27 protein-coding genes are annotated in these 23,482 nt (G+C 54.1%); all 27 read right to left on the bottom strand.

Annotation, left to right across the window (positions count from 1 at the left end):
* Window positions 1-17: 17 nt before the first annotated feature.
* Entirely contained in the window at window positions 18-1,133 is a 1,116-nt protein-coding gene (murG, locus tag I2G69_RS07175; protein WP_087234811.1) for an undecaprenyldiphospho-muramoylpentapeptide beta-N-acetylglucosaminyltransferase, read from the bottom strand.
* Between the two features lie 36 nt (window positions 1,134-1,169).
* On the bottom strand, window positions 1,170-2,255 hold the full coding sequence (ftsW, locus tag I2G69_RS07170; RefSeq protein ID WP_172749748.1) for a putative lipid II flippase FtsW: 1,086 nt from the start codon (window positions 2,253-2,255) through the stop codon (window positions 1,170-1,172).
* A 254-nt stretch (window positions 2,256-2,509) separates the two neighbouring features.
* Window positions 2,510-3,520: a phospho-N-acetylmuramoyl-pentapeptide-transferase gene (gene mraY, locus I2G69_RS07165; RefSeq protein WP_087234813.1), complete on the bottom strand. Its 1,011-nt coding sequence runs from the start codon at window positions 3,518-3,520 to the stop codon at window positions 2,510-2,512.
* A 209-nt stretch (window positions 3,521-3,729) separates the two neighbouring features.
* The gene (locus tag I2G69_RS07160; RefSeq protein ID WP_191362435.1) at window positions 3,730-5,952 is read right to left on the bottom strand and encodes a penicillin-binding transpeptidase domain-containing protein; all 2,223 of its coding nucleotides are present in this window, start codon (window positions 5,950-5,952) and stop codon (window positions 3,730-3,732) included.
* 157 nt (window positions 5,953-6,109) lie between these two features.
* A complete protein-coding gene (locus tag I2G69_RS07155; protein WP_087234815.1) occupies window positions 6,110-6,610 on the bottom strand; it encodes a hypothetical protein in 501 nt (166 codons plus the stop codon).
* A 34-nt stretch (window positions 6,611-6,644) separates the two neighbouring features.
* Window positions 6,645-7,571, bottom strand: coding sequence for a 16S rRNA (cytosine(1402)-N(4))-methyltransferase RsmH (rsmH, locus tag I2G69_RS07150; protein ID WP_195560504.1), 927 nt, complete (start codon window positions 7,569-7,571; stop codon window positions 6,645-6,647).
* A gap of 80 nt (window positions 7,572-7,651) precedes the next feature.
* Window positions 7,652-8,071 carry a division/cell wall cluster transcriptional repressor MraZ gene (gene mraZ / locus I2G69_RS07145; protein ID WP_087234817.1) on the bottom strand — a complete coding sequence of 140 codons (420 nt, stop codon included), beginning with the start codon at window positions 8,069-8,071 and terminating at the stop codon, window positions 7,652-7,654.
* 303 nt (window positions 8,072-8,374) lie between these two features.
* Window positions 8,375-8,839: a hypothetical protein gene (locus I2G69_RS07140; protein WP_054324402.1), complete on the bottom strand. Its 465-nt coding sequence runs from the start codon at window positions 8,837-8,839 to the stop codon at window positions 8,375-8,377.
* Between the two features lie 70 nt (window positions 8,840-8,909).
* Window positions 8,910-9,398 carry a pantetheine-phosphate adenylyltransferase gene (gene coaD, locus I2G69_RS07135; RefSeq protein ID WP_087234818.1) on the bottom strand — a complete coding sequence of 163 codons (489 nt, stop codon included), beginning with the start codon at window positions 9,396-9,398 and terminating at the stop codon, window positions 8,910-8,912.
* A 43-nt stretch (window positions 9,399-9,441) separates the two neighbouring features.
* Entirely contained in the window at window positions 9,442-9,984 is a 543-nt protein-coding gene (gene rsmD, locus I2G69_RS07130; protein WP_191362437.1) for a 16S rRNA (guanine(966)-N(2))-methyltransferase RsmD, read from the bottom strand.
* An 88-nt stretch (window positions 9,985-10,072) separates the two neighbouring features.
* Window positions 10,073-11,950 carry an excinuclease ABC subunit UvrC gene (gene uvrC, locus I2G69_RS07125; protein ID WP_330610152.1) on the bottom strand — a complete coding sequence of 626 codons (1,878 nt, stop codon included), beginning with the start codon at window positions 11,948-11,950 and terminating at the stop codon, window positions 10,073-10,075.
* Window positions 11,951-12,172: 222 nt separating this feature from the next.
* Window positions 12,173-12,436 carry an HPr family phosphocarrier protein gene (locus I2G69_RS07120; protein WP_087234820.1) on the bottom strand — a complete coding sequence of 88 codons (264 nt, stop codon included), beginning with the start codon at window positions 12,434-12,436 and terminating at the stop codon, window positions 12,173-12,175.
* A gap of 277 nt (window positions 12,437-12,713) precedes the next feature.
* Complete coding sequence (trmD, locus tag I2G69_RS07115) at window positions 12,714-13,457, bottom strand: tRNA (guanosine(37)-N1)-methyltransferase TrmD (RefSeq protein ID WP_087234821.1); 744 nt, start codon at window positions 13,455-13,457, stop codon at window positions 12,714-12,716.
* The gene (gene rimM, locus I2G69_RS07110) at window positions 13,447-13,962 is read right to left on the bottom strand and encodes a ribosome maturation factor RimM (protein ID WP_087234822.1); all 516 of its coding nucleotides are present in this window, start codon (window positions 13,960-13,962) and stop codon (window positions 13,447-13,449) included. The genes trmD and rimM overlap by 11 nt, the downstream gene beginning before the upstream one ends.
* A 64-nt stretch (window positions 13,963-14,026) precedes the next feature.
* On the bottom strand, window positions 14,027-14,260 hold the full coding sequence (locus I2G69_RS07105) for a KH domain-containing protein (protein ID WP_054324403.1): 234 nt from the start codon (window positions 14,258-14,260) through the stop codon (window positions 14,027-14,029).
* A 31-nt stretch (window positions 14,261-14,291) separates the two neighbouring features.
* Window positions 14,292-14,534 carry a 30S ribosomal protein S16 gene (gene rpsP, locus I2G69_RS07100; protein WP_054324378.1) on the bottom strand — a complete coding sequence of 81 codons (243 nt, stop codon included), beginning with the start codon at window positions 14,532-14,534 and terminating at the stop codon, window positions 14,292-14,294.
* Window positions 14,535-14,598: 64 nt separating this feature from the next.
* A complete protein-coding gene (gene ffh / locus I2G69_RS07095; RefSeq protein WP_087234823.1) occupies window positions 14,599-15,912 on the bottom strand; it encodes a signal recognition particle protein in 1,314 nt (437 codons plus the stop codon).
* 25 nt (window positions 15,913-15,937) lie between these two features.
* Window positions 15,938-16,300, bottom strand: a complete 363-nt coding sequence (gene ylxM / locus I2G69_RS07090) for a YlxM family DNA-binding protein (RefSeq protein ID WP_087234824.1) — start codon at window positions 16,298-16,300, stop codon at window positions 15,938-15,940.
* Between the two features lie 72 nt (window positions 16,301-16,372).
* Window positions 16,373-17,056 (bottom strand): hypothetical protein, encoded by a 684-nt coding sequence (locus I2G69_RS07085; RefSeq protein WP_195560503.1) that lies wholly within the window; start codon window positions 17,054-17,056, stop codon window positions 16,373-16,375.
* A 119-nt stretch (window positions 17,057-17,175) separates the two neighbouring features.
* On the bottom strand, window positions 17,176-17,589 hold the full coding sequence (locus I2G69_RS07080) for an EamA family transporter (protein WP_195560536.1): 414 nt from the start codon (window positions 17,587-17,589) through the stop codon (window positions 17,176-17,178).
* 42 nt (window positions 17,590-17,631) lie between these two features.
* Complete coding sequence (locus I2G69_RS07075) at window positions 17,632-19,992, bottom strand: endonuclease MutS2 (RefSeq protein ID WP_087234834.1); 2,361 nt, start codon at window positions 19,990-19,992, stop codon at window positions 17,632-17,634.
* Between the two features lie 8 nt (window positions 19,993-20,000).
* Entirely contained in the window at window positions 20,001-20,456 is a 456-nt protein-coding gene (locus tag I2G69_RS07070) for a GNAT family N-acetyltransferase (protein WP_243254911.1), read from the bottom strand.
* An 8-nt stretch (window positions 20,457-20,464) separates the two neighbouring features.
* The gene (gene recO / locus I2G69_RS07065; RefSeq protein WP_195560502.1) at window positions 20,465-21,265 is read right to left on the bottom strand and encodes a DNA repair protein RecO; all 801 of its coding nucleotides are present in this window, start codon (window positions 21,263-21,265) and stop codon (window positions 20,465-20,467) included.
* Entirely contained in the window at window positions 21,216-21,383 is a 168-nt protein-coding gene (locus I2G69_RS07060) for a hypothetical protein (RefSeq protein WP_191362441.1), read from the bottom strand. Before I2G69_RS07060 ends, recO begins: the two co-directional genes overlap by 50 nt.
* A gap of 140 nt (window positions 21,384-21,523) precedes the next feature.
* Window positions 21,524-22,450: a GTPase Era gene (era, locus tag I2G69_RS07055; protein WP_087234835.1), complete on the bottom strand. Its 927-nt coding sequence runs from the start codon at window positions 22,448-22,450 to the stop codon at window positions 21,524-21,526.
* Between the two features lie 27 nt (window positions 22,451-22,477).
* Complete coding sequence (locus tag I2G69_RS07050; RefSeq protein ID WP_191362443.1) at window positions 22,478-22,969, bottom strand: diacylglycerol kinase family protein; 492 nt, start codon at window positions 22,967-22,969, stop codon at window positions 22,478-22,480.
* 2 nt (window positions 22,970-22,971) lie between these two features.
* Window positions 22,972-23,481, bottom strand: coding sequence for an rRNA maturation RNase YbeY (gene ybeY, locus I2G69_RS07045; protein ID WP_087234829.1), 510 nt, complete (start codon window positions 23,479-23,481; stop codon window positions 22,972-22,974).
* Window position 23,482 lies beyond the last annotated feature (1 nt).

The following is a 23,482-nucleotide window of genomic DNA, read 5'->3' as shown; positions in this document are numbered from 1 at the left end:
AAAAAAGAGCGCAGGCCCTACTTTATAATCTCTTTTATGATATGATAAATGCGCTCATTTGCATCCAGAATTGCCATTTTTTTGGCGTTTGCCGCAAATGTAGGAATCGTATCGGGATTTTCAAATAATCCCTGGACTTTTTTGCAGAGCGCTTCCCCGCTCAGGTCTTTTTCCTCCAAGATTGCAGCAGCGCCGCGGTTGACCAACGCCATGGCGTTGTGGTATTGGTGGTTCTCCGCCACATTCGGGGAAGGAATCAAGATCGATGCACGCCCCTGCGCTTGTAACTCGCTGAGCGTAATGGCGCCGGCACGGCAAATCACGAGATCCGCCGCCGCCAGGCAATCCGGCATGTCGTTGATATACTCCCGGATATCCATCTGGGGATGTTTGGCAAGATCTAACCCTTTTTCCTTTAGAAGGCTGGGGAACCATTTCCCCCATTGGCCATAAGCATGAATATGTTGGAACCTCCCCGAATGGGCACTCCATACCAGCAGGTCGGCCACCGCCTCATTGATCTTACGGGCGCCAAGGCTCCCGCCAAAGGAAAGGATCAGGGGGCGCTCGTCCAACCCCAGCTTCTTGCGCGCATCCTCCCGCCGGGCGCGGATGACCTCCTGCCGCACAGGATTGCCCGTCAGCACGCAGCGTGCTTTGGGGTCAAGATGCCGCTGGGCATCTGCCACCGCCAACATGGTCCGTGTCGCGTGCCGGCTCAGCGCCTTATTGGTAACGCCCGGATACGCATTTTGCTCGTGGATCACGGACGGGATCCCCATCTTGATGGCATCGCGGATCACAGGCCCGCTCACATAACCTCCCGTTCCCACACAGACGTCCGGCTTGAATTCGGCAATAATCTTCCGCGCTTCATGGCTTGAGGTGAACATCCGCACAACGGTCTTTGCGTTCTTTTTCAAGTTCTCCCAGCTCAACTTTCGCTGGAAGCCCGAAATCGTGATGCTTTGGAACGGGTACCCTGCGGCCGGAACCAGACGTTCTTCCATGCCGCCCTTGGCACCGATGTATAAGATTTCCGCATCCGGTTCCCGCTCACGCAGGTATCCCGCAATTGCCAATGCGGGGTTGATGTGCCCGGCGGTCCCGCCGCCAGCAAACAAAACTCTCATAAATACCTTCTCCTATCATAATCCAACTGCCCGGGGCTATGTCTTTTCAATCGTGGAAGTTCGTGAGATCGACAGGACAACCCCCATCTCCGCCAGAAGAATCATCAGGGATGAACCGCCATAACTAAAGAAGGGCAAGCTGATGCCCGTATTGGGAATGGTATTGGTTACCACGGCAATGTTCAAAATCACCTGTAAGCCCACTTGGACAGTCAGCCCGATCCCCAACAGCATGCCAAATTTGTCCTTCGCTTTGAGGGACACAGTGATCCCACGCCACACCAACATGGCAAACAAAATAACAATCAGCAGGGCACCAATAAAACCAAGCTCCTCACAGACCACCGCAAAGATAAAATCGTTCTGCGGTTCCGGAAGATACAGATATTTTTGACGGGACTGCCCCAAGCCAAGGCCCAGCAAACCGCCCGATCCAATCGACATCAGCGATTGGCGCGTCTGCCACGTATCCACGGTTGTCCCGAAGGGGTCCAGCCATCCAGAGATGCGGTCGCTCGCATAGCCAAATTTTGCGCTAAACAAGACAATATAAGCCACGGCCGCACCCAACACCCCAAAGGCAATGGCAAACCAACGCAATTGGACGCCTCCGATAAACAGCATCACGCCCGCCAACGCTACCAAAATCAGGGTTGCAGAGACATGCTTTTCAAGCAGGACCAAAACCGCAATCGAACCCAAGATCAATAGGTACGGCAGCACCCCATACCGGAAGGTACTCATACGCTTGAAATTGATGGAGATCAAATGGGCAAAAATGAGGACCAAAGCAAACTTGGCGATCTCAGAAGGCTGGAAATTGACCGGCCCTAGATAGATCCAGCGCCGCACGCCGTTTCTTTCGGGCATAAACAGCACTAACACCAGGAGCATGTAAGTGACTAATAGGATTGGAATGGCCAATTTGTGTAGGTGGTGGTAATCAAAATAGGAGATCGCCACCATAATGAAAATACCCGCAACTGCAAAGCCAGCTTGCCGGATGATAAAATAATAGCTGTTTCCATAATTATAATAGGCATAGGCATAGCTGGAAGAGAACAGCATAATCAGGCCGATCACCATGAGCGTGAGCACCAGGAAAAAGAAAGGCAGGTCCATCCCTGCACGCACGGAAAACAAGCGGAATTTTTTCCGGATTCGCCTTCCAAACGACGCCTTCCGAGGGATCTCCCCCGTGTCTGAATTCCGCGCGGTGGGCAAGCGCGTTACGGTTGCTCCGCGTTTGCTGTCCGCCCTTGTCGCCATAAAGACGTCCCCCTTTCGAATCCGGTCAATCCTCGGAAAAGTCTAAAACTTACGGGCTCTTTTTCCATTAAACCACAAATCGATTGCCAAAAATGTCATTTTAACGCTTACAGCCCAAACCAGGCCGCCGCCACGCTAAACGCGCCAAACAACAGCGTCACCAGGCTGAAAACGGCACAAATTTTGACCTCGCTCCAGCCGCACATCTCAAAATGATGGTGAATAGGGCTCATTTTAAACAGCCGCTTTCCACCGGTCGCCTTAAAATAGGTGACCTGCAAGACGACGGAAAGGATCTCTACAATATAAATAATCCCGATGGGAAGAATCAAAACCGGCAGATTCAGGCCGAAGCCCAATGCGCAGACCATCCCGCCCAGGAACAGGGAACCGGTGTCGCCCATAAAGACCTTCGCCGGATTGAAATTCCAGATCAGGAACCCAAGGCATCCGCCTGCTGTCGCAGCGGCGAGGATTCCCATGCCGTTCGCCCCCAAAATCCCGGCGATCACCATAAAGATCAAGGAGGCAAAAAATGTCACCGAGGCATTCAGGCCATCGATCCCATCGGTAAAATTGACTGCATTGACCATTCCCACAATCCCCAGCAGGGAAATTACCCAATAAAAAATGCCCAGGTCCACACCGCCCAGGAACGGGATCAAGGTGACCGATGAACCGCCGGAGAGATAGAGGGAAAGAAGATACGCGCCTGCCACCAGAAATTGCAAAATCAGCTTCTGCTTTTCGTTGAGGCCCAAATTGCGCTTCTTGACTACCTTGATATAGTCGTCGATAAAGCCGACACCGCCAAAACCTACTGCCATGAGGAAGCCGCCCAGCAGCTTTGTCTGCATGTTCATATCCTGGGGGTTTTGCCCAGAAGCCCGGTAGAACAGTATAAGGCAGGCCGCAGCGGCCACAAAAATGCCGATGATGAACATAAAACCGCCCATCGTCGGCGTTCCGTTTTTCTTTTGATGCCACTTGGGGCCCACTTCCCGGATCGTCTGTCCGAAATTGATCTTGTGCAGAAATGGTACCAGCCATTTCCCAAGCAACCCCGTCACTGCAAACGCAATGACCGCCGCCGCCAGTATCCAGATGCCGTCCGCCATATGCAATATCCCCTTTGTCACCATTTCCGCGCACACGCGGTATTATTATAACCCATCTGCGTAGAAAAGCCGCCCAGGATTGCCATTCCGGCGGCTTTTCTACATTCCCAATGGGAATTTTCCATATATGTTCATTATACCATCTTTTCCCCCTAGGTTCATTGGGAAAAAGCACGGATATATCGCCTTTTTTAAACCATTTCTTGGTTCTATTCCACGGAATCCAACTCCACAAAATCAACTGTTACCATAGTCCCTGGAGGAACCTGGCTGCCCTCCGGGATACTTTGCAGGTTGGAAACCGCATTGTTCCCGGTAAGCGCTGCGCCGGAAATACTGATGTTGATCCCTGCATTGGCCGCCACGGAGTTAGCTTGTGATAAAGTAAGCCCTACAAGGTTGGGAACTGTCACTGTCTGCGAAGTGCTCTCTTCGTCGGTGAACAAAACCACGCAACCGCTCTTCGGAATACTTTTGCCCGGTTCTGGTACCTGCGAGAGAACAGTCTCACCTTGGCCGTATACCTTTACATCAAGCTCTGCGCTCTGTAGAGTGTTCTGAGCTTCCTGTACGTTCTTGCCTAACACATCTGGGGTACTGGTATCCAGCTTCGCAAGTTCTTCCTCCGTATATTTGGCCTCCACGCCGAGATAGGGGAGGATTTCGCTCATCGCCTTTGCAAACGGCGGGCCTGCAATCGCGCTGCCGAACACCTGGCCACCCTGCGGAAGCGGTTCATCGAAGAACACTAGCATAGCCACCTGCGGATCGTCCGCTGGGGCGTAACCGCAATAAGAAGCGATGTATTTCTTTTCTCCCTGTTTTCCCTGTGCAACCCATTCCGCGATCTTTTCGGAAGTACCGGTCTTACCAGCCACGCGGTAGCCTGCAATATAGCCGTTCTTAGCTGTACCTGTGGTTGCAGTCTCCTGGAGCATCGCACTCACTCTGCGGGATGTTTCATTGGAGATCACTTGGCGTTTGACCGTCGTATCCGTTGTTCGGACGATATTCCCTTCATCGTCGATCACCTGGGCTACCACATGCGGCTGCACCAGATAGCCGCCGTTTGCAACGGCCGCTGCCGCAGTAATCATCTGAATGGGCGTAATACTGAAGTTCTGACCAAAGGATTCGGTCGCCAGTTCCACGGGGCCCATTGTCTCGTCGTAGTAAATACTGCGGGACTCGCCCGGCAGGTCGATGCCCGTCTTCTGGGTAAATCCAAACGCTTCAAAATACTTAAAGAATGTTTCCGGGCCTAACTTTTCACCCACCTGAATGAATACTGGGTTGCAAGAATTGCACAATCCCTGGGCAAAGGTCTCCGAACCATGGCCGCCCGACTTCCAGCAGCTGATACGGCGGTCCGCAACCACGTAATAACCCGGGCAGGAGAAGGAGGTGTTCTCGCTGATGATGCCCTCTTCCAATCCCATAGAAGCTGTCACCATTTTGAAGACGGAACCTGGGTAATAGGTGTCGCTGACGCACTTATTCCGCCATTGCTTCTGCCGCGCCTCATTCAGCGCCTTGGTCCGTTCTTCCCCCTGGAGGGCGTCGACCGCTGCCTGTTCCTTGGGATCGCTCAACGTAAACGGATCATTGGGGTCGAAGTCCCCTTTGACCGCCATTCCAAGGATTGCACCTGTATTGACATCCATCACGATCCCGCAGGCACGGTTTCTGGTGCCGCTGTTCGCTACGCCCTCTTCCAGATATTTTTCCAGGAAATGCTGTACCACTTCGTCGATAGTGAGGACCAAGCTGTGGCCGTTTTGTGCATCCACCATCTGTTCATAGTCAAATGGCATATCGGTTCCAACGGCGTTTTTCGCCGTAACAAGGCGCCCAGGGACGCCCGTTAACTCCGAATCATACTGCGCTTCAATGCCCGCCAAGCCCTGATTGTCCGAACCTGTAAATCCCAGCACGGAAGAGGCAAACTTTCCGTATGGATAGTAGCGCTTGTAATCCGGGATCAGCCGAATCCCATTGGTGATCTCATTTTCTTCCTTAAAGGCTACAATCTGGTCCTTGACGTCGGTTTCTACCTTGTTCTGAACCACATCATAATAGGTCTTTTTCTTGCTTCTCTCGATCAAGTCCGCTTTGTCCAGACCGAGAATCTGGGACAGCCCGTTGCAGATCAATCCCCGGTTGTCATCGGTGATATAATTGGGCTCCAATACCACTTTCCAGACACCGGCGCTCTTTGCCAACACCTTCATATTACAGTCATAGATCGTACCGCGTTTAGCGCTGATAGACGTATCTTTCAGATATTGGTCTACCGCACGGGTCTGCATCTCTTCCCCCTGCACCAACTGCAAGCGGAATAGGCTCCCTACAACCACAGCGAAGCCAATGATGAGAATGGCCAATAGAAAAGCGGTGCGTCTCCACATTCGGATCGTTGTTCCTTTTGCCATTTGCAACCTCCATATTACAAAGCGGAGAGTCAAGATACCCTCTTAACTCTCCCGCTTCTACAATCATTGATTTCGGGAGGAATCCTGATGTATCCCATGGAACAGGAATCCCCTCTTATGAACGGTCCCTTTCAATCTATATGCGCATTGGTAAACATTATGATAATAACTGTTGAATAAAGTTCCAAGCAGAGGTCAGCCAGTTCTCCGAAGAATCCTCTTCCAGGACTTCGCCCTTGTCCCCTTCGGACAAACTAATATATTCCACCTGGTTTTGCTCCAACTTGCGCATTCCCAACTGCGTCTCTGCGTATTCCTCAACGGTTTCCAACGACAGCTTTGCCTGGGATTTCATTTTCAACTGGGTATATAAGCTCTCCTGCTCAGACAGCTCTGTGGTCGTGCTGTTGATTTCATTCGTCAATTCGGAAAGGCGGACCTGTCCGTACACGAACGTCCCAACAATTCCCAACATCACCACCAGGAATGTACACACAGAAATCACCTTGAAGGCCCTGTGTTTCGGACGGCGGTTCTTTTCCAGTTCTTCCCGCGGAAGCCGTATGACATTGTTTTGGGGTTGCGGTTGCAACTCCTGCTTTCTCTTTGGCTCAAAAAGCTCAAAATCATACGCCTCGCCTCTGGTATGCGTCGCCATGCACAGACCCTTCTTTCCTCATTTCTTTACAAAATCAAAGTTTGATGCAAACCCGCAGCCGCGCGCTGCGGCTTCTGGGATTCTGTTCCAATTCCGCCTCGGTTGGAGCAAGCCCCTTTTTATAGAGCAGCTTCGCCTTCGGCTTTTTTCCACATACACACACCGGAAAATCCAGTGGACATGTGCAACCCTGGCACCAAGATGCCATACGTTGTTTCACCATCCGATCCTCTAAGGAATGAAAGGTGATGACTGCCAGGCGCCCACCCGGCTTCAGGATAGAGAACGCAGCGTCCAACCCATCGGACAGCGCATCCAACTCGCCGTTTACTTCGATGCGCAGCGCCTGGAATGTTTTCCTGGCCGGATGCCCTTGTTCCCTGCGCACAGCTGCGGGAACGGACGCTTTAATGATCTCTGCCAGCTGCCCGGTGGTCTCGATCGGCCCATCCTCACGGGCACGGACGATCCCCTTGGCAATGCTTTTTGCATTGCGGTCTTCCCCGTAGCGGCTGATGATCTCCGCCAGCTCCTGCCAGGACAGGGTATTCACCAAATCCTTGGCGCTGGGCCCCTGCTTGCTCATACGCATATCGAGCGGTGCATCGGAATGATAGGAGAACCCACGCTCCGGCGTATCCAGCTGATAGGAGGAGACACCGATATCCAGCAGAACGCCATCCACAGGCACAAGGCCCCTCTCCCGCGCCACGCGGTCCATATCGCTGAAATTCGCGCGTACGACGGTCGAACACGCCATCCCCTTTAACCGTTCCTTGACCACGGCAACCGCGTCCGGATCTTGGTCGATGGAGAGCAGCGTTCCGGTTGTCAGGCGGTCTGCAATCGCCTTGGAGTGCCCCCCACCGCCTGCGGTTCCATCAATATAAACCCCGTCGGGGCGAATCTCCAAAGAGGCGATTGCCTCATCAAACAACACGGGTTTATGCTGAAATTCCATCCTTATGTGCCTCCGGTTTTTGGGTTTGTTTTACGATGGACAGGCATCTGGAAGCGCTCTTTTTGGTTTTCCATTCAAACTTAGAACTGCAACTCTTCCATGACGGCAATCAAGCTGCTATCATCTAGCTCTGCATTAAAGGAAGCCCACCGCTGGGCATCCCAAATCTCTGCCCGGTTAGAAGTCCCGATAAAAGCCACATCCTTTTCCAATCCCGCATACTCCCGCAAGTGCTGTGGGAGCAGGATACGCCCCTGCTTGTCCGGCTCCACTTCTGCGGCTCCGGAGAAGAAAAAGCGCTGGATCCCACGGGCCTTTCCCATGGGCATCGCCATGATTTTTTCCTGCAACTTGGTCCATTCAGTGGGGGGAAGGACAAACAGACAGTGATCTAGGCCTTTTGTGACATAAAAACGCTCGCCCAGATCCTCCCGGAACCGGGCGGGGACAATCACGCGGCCTTTCGCGTCAATATTATGTTGGTATTCGCCGATCAACATAATTGCAACGCCTTTCCAGGGCGAACGATGGGTTTATAAACCACATCTTACTATTTCGCCCCACCTTCCTCCACTTATTGATTACGATTATACTCGATTCGTAACAAAAATGCAACTAATTTATTTTGATTATGTCAACCAATTCGACAAATCCCAATCTTCTTTTGGACGAAATCCGCTTATCTAGTGGTATAAAAAAACGCACCACAAGATCTTGTGGTGCGTTTTCAAGAAAAAATTAATTTTTTCTATATTATCCAAATATTACCATACTTTTCTAGTGGAACAATACAATTCATTCGATCAATTTTGACCGGAACGCTGCGTTGCTTTGATGTTTTGGCGGGTTTTGCGCAGCTCTGCAAGGTTGGCGGCAAGCGCCTCATCCGTGCGGCGCATCAAATCATCCACATATTCGTTGGCCGCTTTGCGCATCTCACGCGTTTTTATCTGCGTCTGCGTCAGCAGGTCATTTGCCTTCTGTTGTGCCTGTTTAACAATTTCATCCTGATTGACCATGGCCCGGGCGCGCTCCTCTGCCACGCGGATCTTGGTTTCGGCCTCCATCTTCGCCGTGCTGATGATCTGGTTGCGATCCGCAACAATCGCCTTTGCTTTGAGCAGCTCCTGGGGCAGATTCTCGCGGATCTCATCCAAAATTTGTTTGACCTCTTCCCCATCCAGCACCGCTCGGCCGCGGCTGAGTGGAAGGTTCCACGCCTTCTCTACCATCTCATACAGTTCATCGATCAATTCTTCTACGTTCATCGTCTCGATCATTCCTTTCCGAGAGCCGCAGTGTTATCTATTGGGAAAACGGGTCCCCAACCAAGGCGCTTCACTTCTTTGCGGCATAGATTCTTTCCTTGATGTCGTCCAAAATGCACGCCGGTACAAAATTAGACACATCGCCGCCAAAGCTGGCGATCTGTTTGACAATACTAGAACTCAGGAACATGTTTTCCGCCCTTGTAATCATGAAAACGGTTTCCAGTTCCGGGTTGAGCTTCCGGTTTGTAAGCGCTTGCTGGAATTCATATTCGAAGTCGGACATCGCGCGCAACCCCTTGACAATCGCAGTTGCCCCACGCATCTTGGCATAGTCCGCCAAAAGCCCGTCAAAGCTGACCACTTCTACATCTTCCATGTCCTTTGTACATTTCTGAATCAGCGCGATCCGCTCTTCAGTGGTAAACATGGTATGTTTTTCAGGATTTACCATCACGGCGACAATCACATGGTCAAAGATTTTCCTAGCTCGCCCAATAATATCAAGATGCCCAATTGTGACCGGGTCAAAGCTTCCCGGGCAAATTGCAAGTTTCATAGCGTTCTTCCTTTCCAAACTCGTCCCTCATAGAACTGCCCTATCATAAATCCCTATGCCGGTATACCGTCAATAAAATTTTCCCATAACGGTAATCGCGCTTCCTTTCAAAATCCCCCGCCGTATCCGGGACTTCCTCGTCAACCGGATGCTCACATACAATGACGCCGCCCTTATTCATAATCGCGGCAGTCATCGGGAGCGCCTTTTGCAAAAGGCCTGTCCGGTAGGGTGGATCTAGGAATGCAATATCAAAGGGATCGTTTCGCCGCAAGAGGAACGCCGCATAATCCATATGCAAAACTTTGGCGTGTTCTCCTAAACCGGTGTTAGCAAGGTTCTTTTCTACAATGGAAATGGGTTCTTTTCCCGCATCCACAAAGACTGCTTCGCGTGCGCCGCGGCTGAGCGCCTCCAGGCCCAGTTGCCCGGAACCCGCAAATAGATCCAGCACACGCCGCCCCTCTATTTGAAACTGTAGGATGCTAAACAAAGCCTCCTTCACCCGCTCCGTTGTCGGACGGACGTCCTCGCCTTCCAGCGTTAAGAGGCGCCTCCCACGGGCTGATCCAGTAATAATTCGCATATACATACTCCTTCAAAAATCGAAGATGTAAAATTGTCCTTTTATTATCCCATTATCTGTTGCATCTGTCAAGCGCAAGGCAAACCGCTCAGAACAATACCGATGGTGTGTCTGAAGGTTCTTCCCCATGGAAATACTCGTAGACCTTCTTAGCCGCCGGTTTTGTCATCCCTGGAGCGGTTTCCAACTCTGCAAGATCCGCCTGGCGGATTGCCGTCAAGGTGCGGAAATGCCGCAGGAGGGCGCGTGCGCGCGTTTCCCCAATCCCTTCAATTTCGGTCAGGGTGGTGGTCAGGGTGTTCTTTTTCCGCGTCTGGCGGTGATACCCGATCGCAAAGCGGTGGACCTCCTCCTGAATGGAGGAAACCAGCGTAAACGCCTTCCGGTTGGAGTTGATGGCGATTTCCCCGCCGTCCTCTGCAATGGCCCGCGTACGGTGTTTGTCGTCCTTGACCATACCGAACAGCGCAATGTCCAGCCCGGACGCCTCCAAAATTGGCTTCACCGCCGCCACATGCCCCTTGCCGCCGTCCAGCAAGATTAGGTCCGGCAGGCGGCCAAAGCCTTCGCCGCTGTCCTTGTTTGCGAAGTATTCCTGCAAACGGCGCCCGATCACTTCCCGCATGGAGCCGTAGTCGTCCTGCCCCACAACCGTTTTGATCTTGAACTTACGGTACGCACTTTTAAGTGGGCGGCCATTTTCAAACACCACCATTCCTGCGACATTATCCCCGCCAGCCAGGTTGCTGATGTCATACGCTTCGATATAGGCAGGGGGATGCGCCATTCCCAACAAGCGGGCCAGCTCGTCCAGCGCGGAGGCTTCCCGCCCCGTCCGCCCGACCGACTGCGCCAACTGCTCCGCCGCATTGTTGCGGCACATCTCCACCAGCTGGGCCTGCTCGCCCTTTTGCGGGACGTATACCAGGACCTTCCGCCCGGCCTTTTGGCTCAGCCATTCCGAGAGCAGCTCCATATCCGATGCCGGTCCATCGAGGCTTACGCGCGGCGGCACGCGGTCGCGCATGGAATAATAGCGCTCCATAAACTCGCTTCGTGCAGCTTCTGGCTCGCCAATCTCCCCCATCAAATACGTTTCCCGGTCGCACAGGCGGCCATTCATAAAGCGGAACACTTCAAAGCAATTCCGCTCCGGGCCCTGCGCCAAGGCGATGATATCCTGTTCCGGGACCTTTAAGGCCACCACCTTCTGACGGTCGCCCATGCGCTTGATTGCCGCAAGGCGATCACGGATGCGCGCGGCGCGTTCAAATTCAAGGTTCTCCGCCGCCTCTTCCATTTTTTTCGTCAGGTTCCGCACGCATTCCGCACTTCCGCCGCGCAGAAAATCGATCGCTTCCTTGACCGCTTCCCGGTAATCCGCCTGCGAAATTTTGCCCTGGCAGGGTGCGCTGCACTGCTTGATATAATAGTTTAAGCACGGCCGCCCCTTTCCAATATCCTGGGGGAATTTGCGGGAACACGAGGGCAGGCGGAAGATTTTCAGCGCTTCGTCCACAGTCTCCTTCGTGGCCCAGGAGCTGACAAACGGACCGATATAGTCCGCATCGTCGTCCAACATCTGCTTCGCCTGCGAGATGCGCGGCCAGGGTCCGCGCGTCACCTTAATGTAATGGTACCCCTTGTCGTCCTTCAAAAGGATGTTATACTTTGGGGTATGCTGCTTGATAAGGCTGCATTCCAGCACCAGGGCTTCGAATTCGCTGTCGGTGAGGATATATTCAAAGTCCTCCACGTTGCTGACCATCTGGCGGACTTTTTTGTCGTGATTCTTTTCACTGCCAAAATACTGGCTGACGCGGTTTTTCAGCGCCTTGGCTTTTCCAATATAGATGATCTTCCCTGTTTTGTCGTGCATGATATACACACCGGGGTGTAATGGCAAGCGCATGGCCTTTTTTCGCAGTTTCCGGATATGCTCCAAATGTTTCTCCTGCTCTTCCACGGCCGTCCCTCCCTCCTGCAAAATGGTTCATTCCGGTTTTATCGGGCAAGGTCGATCAATACAAGATAATTGAAACAGCCCACCGGTTATATTCCGTCTGAAACAAGACGTCATAAAAAAATAGAACGCCCATCGGGCGTTCTTTTTTCATCTTGTTCCAAGGACTGAACTTGGCACACAGGTGCATCCACACACCTTTAGATCTTCCCGGCTCTCAAAAAATTACTCAGCAAAACCGGATTTTACCAGATCCACCAGGTTTTCTACAGCTTCTTCCTCATCGGGACCGTCCGCAATAATGCGAATCGACGTGCCCCCTACGATACCAAGGGAAAGGACGCCCAGCAAGCTCTTTGCATTGACGCGTCTCTCTTCCTTCTCCACCCAGATCGAAGATTTATACTCATTTGCCTTCTGGATGAAGAACGTCGCCGGACGTGCATGGAGACCCACCTGATTCTGAACCAAAACCTCTTTAACGCACATTCTTACTCACTCCTAAAACAAAATCAAAGTCAAAACCATTCCAACCAAACCAAATTAAAATACAATTAAGACCCTGTAAACCAGATCATGGAGTTATTATATCACAATTCGGAAGGCCGTCAATAAATTTGAAAAAACTTTGGATTGATAACCGAATTGGAGCTTTTTTGTCCCCGCGACCTTTGTGCATCTTGCTATGAATGTTGAAAACTTTTGTGCCGTATTCCATATTTTTGAAAAATCAAATCTTCCAAAATCAGACAAATTGTATAAGTATCTATTCTTTTTCCACATGAGTTTCCAACGATACTAAATATTTTTTGTCCTGTTTTGTCAGCTCCGCCGCGGCGAGCAAGTCTGGCCGTTTGTGCAATGTGCGCAAAAGTGATTGCTCCCGGCGCCATTTTGCGATCGCTGCGTGGTTCCCCGACAAAAGCACCGGAGGGACGCTCCTCCCGCGCCACGTTGCCGGGCGGGTGTACTGCGGATATTCCAGCAGGCCGTTGTAATGGCTCTCCTCTTCAAAACAAACGTCGTTGGACAGGACGCCGTCTTTCATGCGGCACACAGCGTCCGCAACCACCAGGGCAGGAAGTTCGCCTCCCGTCAGCACATAGTCGCCAATCGAGATTTCCTCGTCGACATAAGCTTCCAGCACGCGCTCGTCCACACCCTCATAATGCCCACATAGAATGGCAATATTCTCATACATTGCCAATTCTTTCACTTTCTCTTGGGATAGAACGCTCCCTTGGGGGGACATGTACAGAACATGGGGCTTTTTCCCCAATTGTTCCACCAGGTCGTCCATGCACAAAGCGATGGGCTCTGCCATCATCAGCATTCCCATCCCACCGCCGAACAGTGTATCGTCTACCCGGTTATGTTTATCATATGCAAAATCGCGGATTTGGTGACAACACACCTGCACCGCCCCGCGCTTGCGGGCACGCCCGATGATGCTTTCCGCCATGACGGTCTCGCACATCTCTGGAAAAAGCGTGAGGATATCAATCCGCATCGTCAAAAATCCCCCTCATGGGCCGAATCTTCATAATCCCCCCGTCGATGTCCACATCGACGATCACATCCGGGATAGCAGGAACCAGATAATTCACCTTGTCGTCCCCGGTGACCTGATAGACGTCGTTCGCGCCCGTTGGCATGACTTCGGTCAATAAGCCGTACCGCCTGCCTGTATCCGCATCCAGGACGGTCAGACCGAGCATATCCTGCACAAAATAGCGATCTTTTGGCAATTTGACATCCGCACGGTTTAAATAGAGGATCCGGCCGCGCAAGGCATCCGCTTCTTCCACCGTGTCCACGCCCTCCAGCTTCAGAAGCAGCAGGCTTTTATGCACGCGCGAGGAAACCACCTGCAATTCTTCACTCCCACGATCCCAATACAACGTGTGTATCTTTGCCAAAAAAGCTGCGGAATCGCACCATGGCTCTACACGCAATTCCCCTTTGACACCATGCGTCCCCACGACGCGGCCTGCCTCTAAAAATTGCTTGCGCATCTTGTTTCCTCCTTTGCAGATAACAAAAAAGAGAGCGGACGCATGTCTGCCCTCCTTTTTATGCTCAGTCGATTTCGACAGAAATCTTGCTGTTGGTGCGGGTTGCTGCGGCACGCATCACTACGCGGATCGCCTTTGCGATGCGCCCCTGCTTGCCGATGACCCGGCCCATGTCCGCCTCTGCAACATGCAGATGGTACACAATGGAACCGTCCTCCGCGGAATCGTCGACATCGACGTTCACAGCGGTGGGGTCTTCCACAAGGCCCTGAGCAATTGCAATCAGCAGTTCCTTCATGTTAACCTCCGTATACAACGCATTGCCTCCTTTACAGGATGCCGTTCTTCTTGAACAGCGTCTTCACGGTGTCGGTCGGCTGTGCGCCGTTGGAAATCCACTTCTTTGCCTTTTCTGCATCAACCTTCACGACGGAAGGCTCCTGCATCGGATCGTACGTACCGATCTCCTCAATGAAACGGCCATCGCGCGGATAACGGGAATCTGCAACAACAATGCGGTAGAACGGAGCTTTCTTCGCGCCCATTCTGCGCAGTCTGATCTTTACTGCCATATTGATGTTCACCTCCAAAATAGAATCATTCTATCTCCACCAAAAGTTTTGGTAAGATCACCTTTTAAAAACCGAAACGGCGTCTTCCGCCTTTTCCACGGAGCTGCTTGATGAGCTTCTGCGTCTGCTCAAACTGCCGCAGAAGGCGATTGACATCCTCGACACGCATGCCGCTGCCTGCCGCAATCCGGCGTTTGCGGGACGGGTTGATGATCGAGGGCTTCGCGCGCTCCTCCTTGGTCATCGAAAGGATAATCGCCGCCATGCGGTCCATATCGCGGTCGTCGATGTCCACATCCTTGAGCTGCTTTTCCATTCCCGGCATCTTGCTGAGGACGGATTTCAGCGGACCCATCCGTTTGACCTGCTTGAACTGGTCCAAGAGGTCGTTGAGGTCCATTTTATTTTCCAGCATCCGGCGGGAAACCTTCTCTGCCGCCTTCTGATCCATTTTGACCTGGGCTTCCTCGATCAGGGTCAGGACATCGCCCATGCCGAGAATACGGGACGCCATGCGGTCCGGATGGAACACTTCCAGGTCGTCCAGCTTTTCGCCGGTACCTGCAAACTTGATCGGCTTGCCCGTCACCGCGCGCACGGAGAGCGCCGCGCCGCCGCGGGTATCGCCGTCGAGTTTGGTCAGGATGACGCCGGTGATGTCCAGCTTTTCGTCAAACGTCTTTGCGACGTTGACCGCTTCCTGGCCGGTCATCGCATCGACCACCAGCAGGATGTCCGTCGGATGGACCGCGTCCTTGATGTTGTGCAGTTCCTCCATCAACACCTCGTCGATTTGCAGACGGCCGGCGGTGTCGATGATGACATAATCGTTGCCGTAGTCCTTTGCGCGGCGGATCGCCTCTTTGCAGATCTTCACCGGCTTTTCCGTGCCCATTTCAAACACGGCGACCCCTGCCTGGGAACCCACCACCTGCAACTGCTTGATGGCCGCTGGGCGGTAAATATCGCCGGCCACGAGCAGCGGCCGGTGGCCCCTGCTTTTGAGCATCTTCGCCAATTTGCCGCAGTGGGTGGTTTTACCGGAACCCTGCAGGCCGCACATCATGATGATGGCGGGCGGGCTCGGCGGGGAAACCAGACGCGTCTCGCCGCCGCCCATCAGAGCAGTCAACTCTTCATCGACAATTTTTACAACCATCTGCGCTGGGGTCAAGCTCTCCATGACCTCTGCGCCGACGGCACGTTCCGTCACTTTTTTGGTAAAGTCCTTAGCGACTTTGTAGTTGACGTCGGCCTCCAGAAGTGCAAGGCGCACCTCTCGCATGGCCTCTTTGACATCGTCCTCGCTCAGTTTTCCCTTTGACTTCAGCCGTTTAAAGGCCGCGGAAAGTTTGTCTGCCAGTCCTTCGAATGCCAAATTGTATCTCCCTCCCGCGCGCTGGCTATTCACATAGCTTCTGCGCCAAGTCTATAATCGTCTGTGTATCCTCGGAAAGATCGCGGGAATACACATAGTGCTTGTTGTAATCCTGGATGCGCTGGGCCGCCTCGCGAATCTGTTCCAGCCCGCTGCGCATCTCGCGAAACCGCTTTGCCAAACCGAGGCGCTGTTCCATATCGAGCAGCTGCGCTTCGGCGCGTTTAATGGAATCGCGCACCCCCTGGCGCGTGATGCCCTCATTGTCGGCGATTTCCGAAAGGGACAGGTCCTCGTTGTAGTAGAATTCAATCACCTCACGCTGTTTTTCCGTCAGCATGTCGCCGTAGAAATCCAGCAGAAAGGAAATCTCCAAATCCTTTGCCACGGCTGGCCCTCCCTCCAACTGTAAAGCCATTTCCTTTACAGTTGGAGATTATACAACAAATGCCCGCTTCTGTCAATCCCCTGGCGACAGAAATTGCTCCAAATATTGTCCAATACTGCTCTGAATCCGCTCCAAATTCCCTTGCACCTGTACCAAAAAGCCCTCGGGCGTGGCGCGCAAATCCTGAACGGTCACCCCGACCGCTCCCCCCAGGACCTGTTCGTCAAAAAACGAAGAAGGGATCGACAGCGTATTCCCTTCCACGGAAACCTGGGCGGGCAGCAGGGCCTCCGCAGCGCCCATCACCCATTCGGTTTTGACTGGCAATCTTCCCAGATGAACGGACTGCAACTCCGCCCAAATGGTCTCCGATTCTGCGTTGCACCCCACGGTAAACTGGGCGCTGACCCCCAACCGCAGGCCGGAGAAGGATACCGGGATGTAAAATTCCGCGATGCCATCCTCCACGGATACGCATTGCAGATCCAACACCTGAAATCCTCCCCCCTGCAACCCAGCTACCTGGCTGGCCAACAGGCCGCTGACCTCCTCTTTGGTCAAAACGGCTGGTTCCCCGGTGAGCAGCGACTCCGCCAGCTTTATGACGACGGTCTCCGGTTGCGCGGCAGCTTGTACCGTACCGGCATAGGGGTCGCTGAGTGCCAGGCCGATAGTGATTCCCACAGCCGCCAGAAGCAGAAGCACCACCGCTATCCCAATCGCCAAACCCTTTTTGCTCTTTTTTGTCTCATCCATTTTGGATTCCTCCTTTTCCAGAAGCTTCGAAAAAGGTCCAGGCAGTACGACCAGCCGCCTGCCTGGACCTCAATTCCTTATATATGATCCGTATGCCGGGGGCATGCCGTCTATGAGATCTACAAAATCATAACAAGCGTGCCTGTGGTAATCAGGATTCCACCCAAGACCGTTTTGACGTCCACCTTTTCGTGTAAAAACAGGAAGGCCAACACCATGGTGATCACCACGCTGAACTTGTCGATGGGGACCACCTTCGAAACAGGGCCGATTTGAATGGCATGGTAATAGCAGATCCAAGAGAGCCCCGTCGCCAATCCGGACAAGATCAAGAACAAAAAGCTTTTTGCCGAAATATGGCTAATCCCCGCCTGCGCGCCAGTGGCAAATACGATTCCCCAGGCTAAAACCAGCACCACTACGGTGCGGATGGCCGTCGCCAGGTTGGAATCCATATCCTCGATGCCGATCTTCGCCAAAATAGAGGTCAACGCCGCGAACACCGCGGAACCAACTGCAAATGCAATCCACATTTTGCTCTTTTCGCTCCCCTTTGTCATTCTTTCGGCCTCACTTTACTTGAGTTCTACGATGGTAACACCCGCTTCGCCCTCGCCAAAGGTGCCCAGGCGGAAGCTCTTCACGTTGGGGTGGCGCTTGAGATGCTGCTGCACGGCGGCGCGCAGGGCGCCGGTCCCTTTCCCGTGGATGATGGTGAGCATATTGATGCCCGCCAACACCGCGGAATCGATGAACTGGTCGACATTCATCAGCGCTTCATCCGATGTCTGACCGCGCACATCCAGCTCCATCGCCGCGCGGACGTTGGCGCGGTTGACGCTGCGGGTGACCGATCCCTGCGGTTTTTTCACCGGCTTTTCATTGAGCAGCCGCAGATTGGAGACCGGCACGCGCGTTTGGATGATGCCCGCCTGGACCAGTGCGGTCTTGCCGTCCTTATCCGGGGGCTGAAGGACCGTTCCCTTCTTGTCAATGTCATAGATCAACACCGGGTCGCCCTTCTTGAGGGGGCGCGGAAGGACATAGGCTTCCTCGTCCTTTTTCCGAACCGGGTCGGCCTCGTTCTCCAGCGCGCGCAGGCCGGATTTCAGCTTGGCCTTTTGCTCCGCTGTGAGCGCCTTATTCTTCTGTTTTTTGAGTTCCTCCATTTCGTTGAGCATCGCGTCGATCTGGCCGCGCGTGCGGGCGATCAGCTCGGAGGCACGGCGGCGGGCTTCCTCCATCTCGCGGTCCGCCTGCGCGTCGATGGCATCTTTGCGTTCCTTTGCCGCGCGGCTGGCTTCCTCCGCCTCCAAACGCTGGCGCTGTGCCTCCTTGCGCTCCTCTTCCAGGCGCTGGCGGCTGGTCTCCAAGCTCTGCACGACGTCCTCAAACCGGGTATTCTCGCTGGAAACCAGCTCCCTGGCGTGCTCCACGATCTCCGGGTCCATGCCAAGGCGCAGGGAAATCGCAAACGCATTGGAGCGTCCCGGCACGCCGATCAAGAGACGGTATGTCGGCCGCAGCGTCGTCACGTCGAATTCGCAACAGGCGTTCTCCACACCCTCTGTCTGCAACGCATAGGCCTTCAACTCCGCATAATGCGTCGTCGCCGCAATGCGCGTCCCCTTGCGGCGCAATGCCTCCAAAATGGACATGGCGAGCGCGGCGCCTTCGATCGGATCCGTCCCCGCGCCGAGCTCATCCAGCAGGATCAGGCTGGATGCATCGGCCTGTTCAAAGATTTTGATAATATTCGTCATATGGGCGGAAAACGTCGAGAGGGACTGCTCGATGCTCTGTTCATCGCCGATATCCGCCAACACATGGTTGAAAATCGAAATCTGGCTGTTGTCCGCCACGGGCAGCAACAGGCCGCACATCGCCATCAGCGTCAACAAACCAACCGTTTTCAACGAAACGGTCTTGCCGCCGGTATTCGGACCGGTGATCACCAGGGTATCAAAATGCAGGCCGAGCTCGATGTCGGTCGGCACCACCTTTTCCTTATCGATCAGCGGATGGCGCGCCCGTTTGAGTTCGATCTTCCCCTCGTCATTGACCAGAGGCAGGGTCGCCTTCATCTTATAGCCCAAATTGGCCTTGGCAAAGATCAGGTTCAGCTCCACCGCCTCTTTGTATCCGGAAATGATCCCGCTGGCAAAATTGCCCGCCTCTGCGGAGAGCTCCGCCAGGATGCGCTCCATTTCCGCCTGCTCCTGGGAGAGCAGCACGCGGACCTCGTTGTTTGCCTCCACAACGGCCATGGGCTCAACGAACACCGTTGCGCCGGAGGAGGAGGTATCGTGAACCAAGCCCGGCACATCGCCGCGGCACTCCGCCTTGACCGGCACGACGAACCGCCCGTCGCGCATGGTGATGATCGGGTCCTGTAGGTATTTTTGGGTGACCGGCGACCGCACCATTTTTTCCAATTGTTCCCTGGCGCGCGAAGATGCGGAGCGGATCTTCCGCCGGATGGTCGCCAGCTGTGGGGAGGCGTTGTCCGCCATCTCCTCCTCGGAGAGGATTGCATGGTTGATCCGGTCCTCCAAGTATTTATTCGGCATAATCGCATCGAACCGGTCGTCGAGGATGCTCTTCACGCCCTCGCTTTTGCTGCGCCAATCCACAATCCCACGCAGCGTGCGCAGGACGGTGGCGATGCGCAACAGCTCCGTCATATTGAGCGTACCGCCCGCTTCCGCCCGGCGCAGGGAATTCGATACGTCCTTAAGGCCGCCAAAGGACGGCGCACCAAAGCGCGCCATCATGGTATGGGCCTCGTCCGTTTCCGTCAGAAGGCGTTTCACCTGGGACAGGGACGTGGAGGGGCGCAAATTTTGCGCCAGTTCCGCCGCCGCGTCACAGGAGGTCTCTTCCGCCAATAAATGTAAGATTTTATCCAGCTCTAAAGCCTTAAAATGTCGTTCCATTGTTTCACTCATGACTGTTCCTCTTGATTCTCCTCGCCCGCCGGTTTTGTCATGGTCACATGCGGGCAGTATTCATCCAAATAGGTTTCTCCCTTGGCATGGTAGCCGATAGCCTCATAGAACCCCTGCGCCCGCACCTGGGCGGAGAGGGTAAACGCCTTGGCCCCATGCTGGGCAGCGACCTGTTCCAACTTCTGCACAACCAGCGCGCCAAGCCCTTTCCCGCGGTACGGTTTCAAAACCGCCACGCGGCCAATGGTCCAAATGCCATCCGAACCTTGCTTTGGGAACACGCGCCCGGTCGCAAGTGCAGCCCCGTCCTCCCAAAGCACCACATGCCAGGCCTCCGGATCGATTTCATCAAACTCGTTGTGAAACCCCTGTTCGTCCACAAATACGGCCTGGCGAATCCGGCACGCTTCCGGATTGTCCTCCAATCCTTTTGTACATTGCTCGGTAATCATATACATTCCTATCCTTTATCCATTTTTTTCGTTTGTGTTCCTTCTGCGGACGCTGCCCTCCCGCCCGGTTCCGCCTGGTGATAGAAATCCAGGGTGGGGAAGCTGCGCCCCAAGGTGTTCAGCACATAGGCTTCGCTGGCCCTGGCCACTTCCCAAAGCCCTTCCTCCGGAAGGCGGAACGCAAACAGCTTGTCAAAATCCGCATATACGGTATGGCGCAGTGCGGTCAGCGCGCCGGGGGAAAGCGGCACCGCCGGCTCCGCCCCCTGGGAATAACACGATTGGCAATAGAGGACGCCGCTGCGCGGCAAAAACAGCATGGTCTCCGCCTCGTAACAGGCACAGCCGGCACAGCAGACTAGGTCCGGCATATAGCCCGCCAAGGACAGCATCCGCATCTCCACCGCCGCTTTGACGAGCAAATGCGGCCGGGTCCCCTTCGATAAATAGTAAAACGCCCGCAGAAGCAGACGCAAAAAATCCCCCGCCTCAGCCTCCTGTGGAGCAAGCGCACCGGCGAGCTCACAGAAATACTGGGCAAGGGATAGGCTCCCGATGTCGCGCCGCAGATCAAAAAACACTTCGACCGGCTGTGCATCGTCGATTATGTATTTATCCCGCCCCTTATAAATGAGGAAGCGGGAATAGCAGAGCAACTGGGTAGCGGAGAGCTTGCTGCTGCGCAGCAGCTTGGCCTTCCGCGCAAAAGCACGCAACACGCCTTCCTCCCGGGTGAGCACCGTAATCAGCCGGTCGCTCTCACCCACCTGCCGCTCCATAATCACCAGGCCGTCTGTCTCGATCTGCATGGGAATCCTCCTGCCGGGCGGCGTTCTGCTGTTTGCATTGGGTGTAGATCAGATAGTCCTGTACGCGGCCCGTCTGCGTAAAGCAGGACCACGCCGCCTGCTCGTCATAGTCGTCCATTCCGTTCGCCCCTTTTCCAAGCAATCTTCGCGCAACTCCTTCGTTCCATAATACCTAAGATTTGTGGAACCTGTTCATGCTTACTATGTGCAAAAAGGGAAACGGGTATGAACGGTAATATCTGTTATATGTTTATAGAATTATGTGTCGAAACTGCTGCTATCGTAGCCAAGGCTCCGCAGGATCGCGTCGCTGTTGCGCCAACCCTCTTTCACCTTGACCCAAAGCTGCAAATTGATTTTACAGCCAAAAAAGCGCTCCATATCCTCGCGGGCATAGGTACCGACCTTTTTCAGCATGGCACCGCCCTTGCCGATGATGATCCCTTTGTGGGAATCGCGCTCGCAGAAAATGGTCGCGTGGATTTCGGTCACGCCGTTCTCCTGCTCGCGCATCCGCTCCACCGCCACGGCCACGCCGTGGGGGATCTCCTTATCCAGCAAGCGGAGCAATTTTTCGCGGATGATCTCCCCTGCCAGCACGCGCTCGGGCTGGTCGGTCAGAGTGTCGTCGTCAAAGAAATGGCCGCCGGGCATGGCGAGCTTTTTGAGCTCGTCCATCAGGATGCGCACGCCGTCGCCGTTTTGCGCCGATACCGGCACCACCGCTTCAAACGCAAACAGCCCGGAAAGTTCTGCGATCTGCGCCATCAGGATACTCTTGTCCTGCAAGAGGTCGATCTTGTTGATGGCCAACACCGCGGGCATGTCAAGCGACCGGAATTTTTCGATCAAATCGAGGTCTGCCGGGGAAATCTTCTGCCCTGCTTCCACCACCAGCAGGCAAGCGTCCACGCCGGAGACGGACTCCGTCACAGAACGCACCATATAATCCCCCAGCCGGTTGCGCGGGCGCATCAGGCCGGGCGTGTCGATAAAGACCAGCTGATCGGCCCCTTCCGTCAACACGCCCATAATCCTCGTGCGCGTTGTCTGGGGTTTGCTGGACACAATGGCCACCTTTTGCCCAAGCATCCGGTTCAAAAGCGAGCTCTTTCCCACATTGGGGCGGCCTACGATCGCAATAAAAGCGGTCCGGTCCTCCGGCCGCATCGTTTCCAATTCCATCCGTTTTTTGTTTCCTTTCTGCCGCATTTAGGGCGTCCGCGGGAGCTTTTTCTTTCGGAAAAAGTCCCGGATGCCGAGCGGTCCTGCCAGAATGTATACCAACGCCAAAGCGATGCTCGCCAAGAGCACAGCGATCATGGCGGGGTTGTCCAAAAAATAGCGCCAGATGCGCAGGAACGCAGCGGGCTGCCAAAACAGGCATACCCCGACTCCCACGGCAAACCCGGCGCAAATCAGCACGCCGCCCGCCGCCATATCCTTCACAATCCGCACCACCGGGTGGAAACTGGGCGCCACAAGGTCGCAAAGTTCCTCCGCCACGGTGTTGAACGTCTCCGCCATCAAAACGAGGGCGAACGTGACCAAAAGGATGGCATACCGCGCGCGTGACATCTCAAAGAAGGGCGAAAAAGCCAATACATACAGCACAGCGACTGTATGTATCCGCATGTTCCGTTCGTTGTTGATACAGTAAACAATGCCTCGCAGGGCATATTTCAGGCTTTTAACAAACCGCAAGTTTACTCCTCATCCTCATCCAAAACATAGCTGCTGGAAGCGGGCAGGCCGAGCTGCGTCATCACCTGCTCCTCCTTCTCACGCATGCGCACGCGGTCAATGCCGCCCTGCTCATGATCATACCCCAACAGATGCAGCATCGAATGCGCCGTGAGATAGCCGACCTCGCGGTCTAGACCGTGGCCATAGCATTCCGCCTGCTCCACCGCCTTTTCCATGGAGATCACAATATCCCCCAGGATCTTCGCGCCGGTGGCGTGGTTTTCATCGTAGACGCCGTTTTCGCCCATCGGGAACGAGAGGACATCCGTAGGCATATCCTTATTGCGATACTGCTTATTCAGCTCTTGAATCTGCTTGTTGTCCACAAACGTCACGCTGATTTCAGCGGGCTCGCTGAAATTTTCCATGCGCAGCACTGCGTTGCAGCAGCGGCGCACCAACATACGCAGGCCCGTGGGGATTTTTACTGCTTTTTGCCGGTTGTCGATGATTACTCTGACTTTTTCCATG

The organism is Anaeromassilibacillus sp. D41t1_190614_C2, assembly GCF_015558525.1.
GTDB lineage: Bacteria > Bacillota > Clostridia > Oscillospirales > Acutalibacteraceae > Anaeromassilibacillus > Anaeromassilibacillus stercoravium.
The sequence above is the reverse complement of the archived record's forward strand: the minus strand, read 5'-3'. Positions and strand labels throughout refer to the sequence as shown.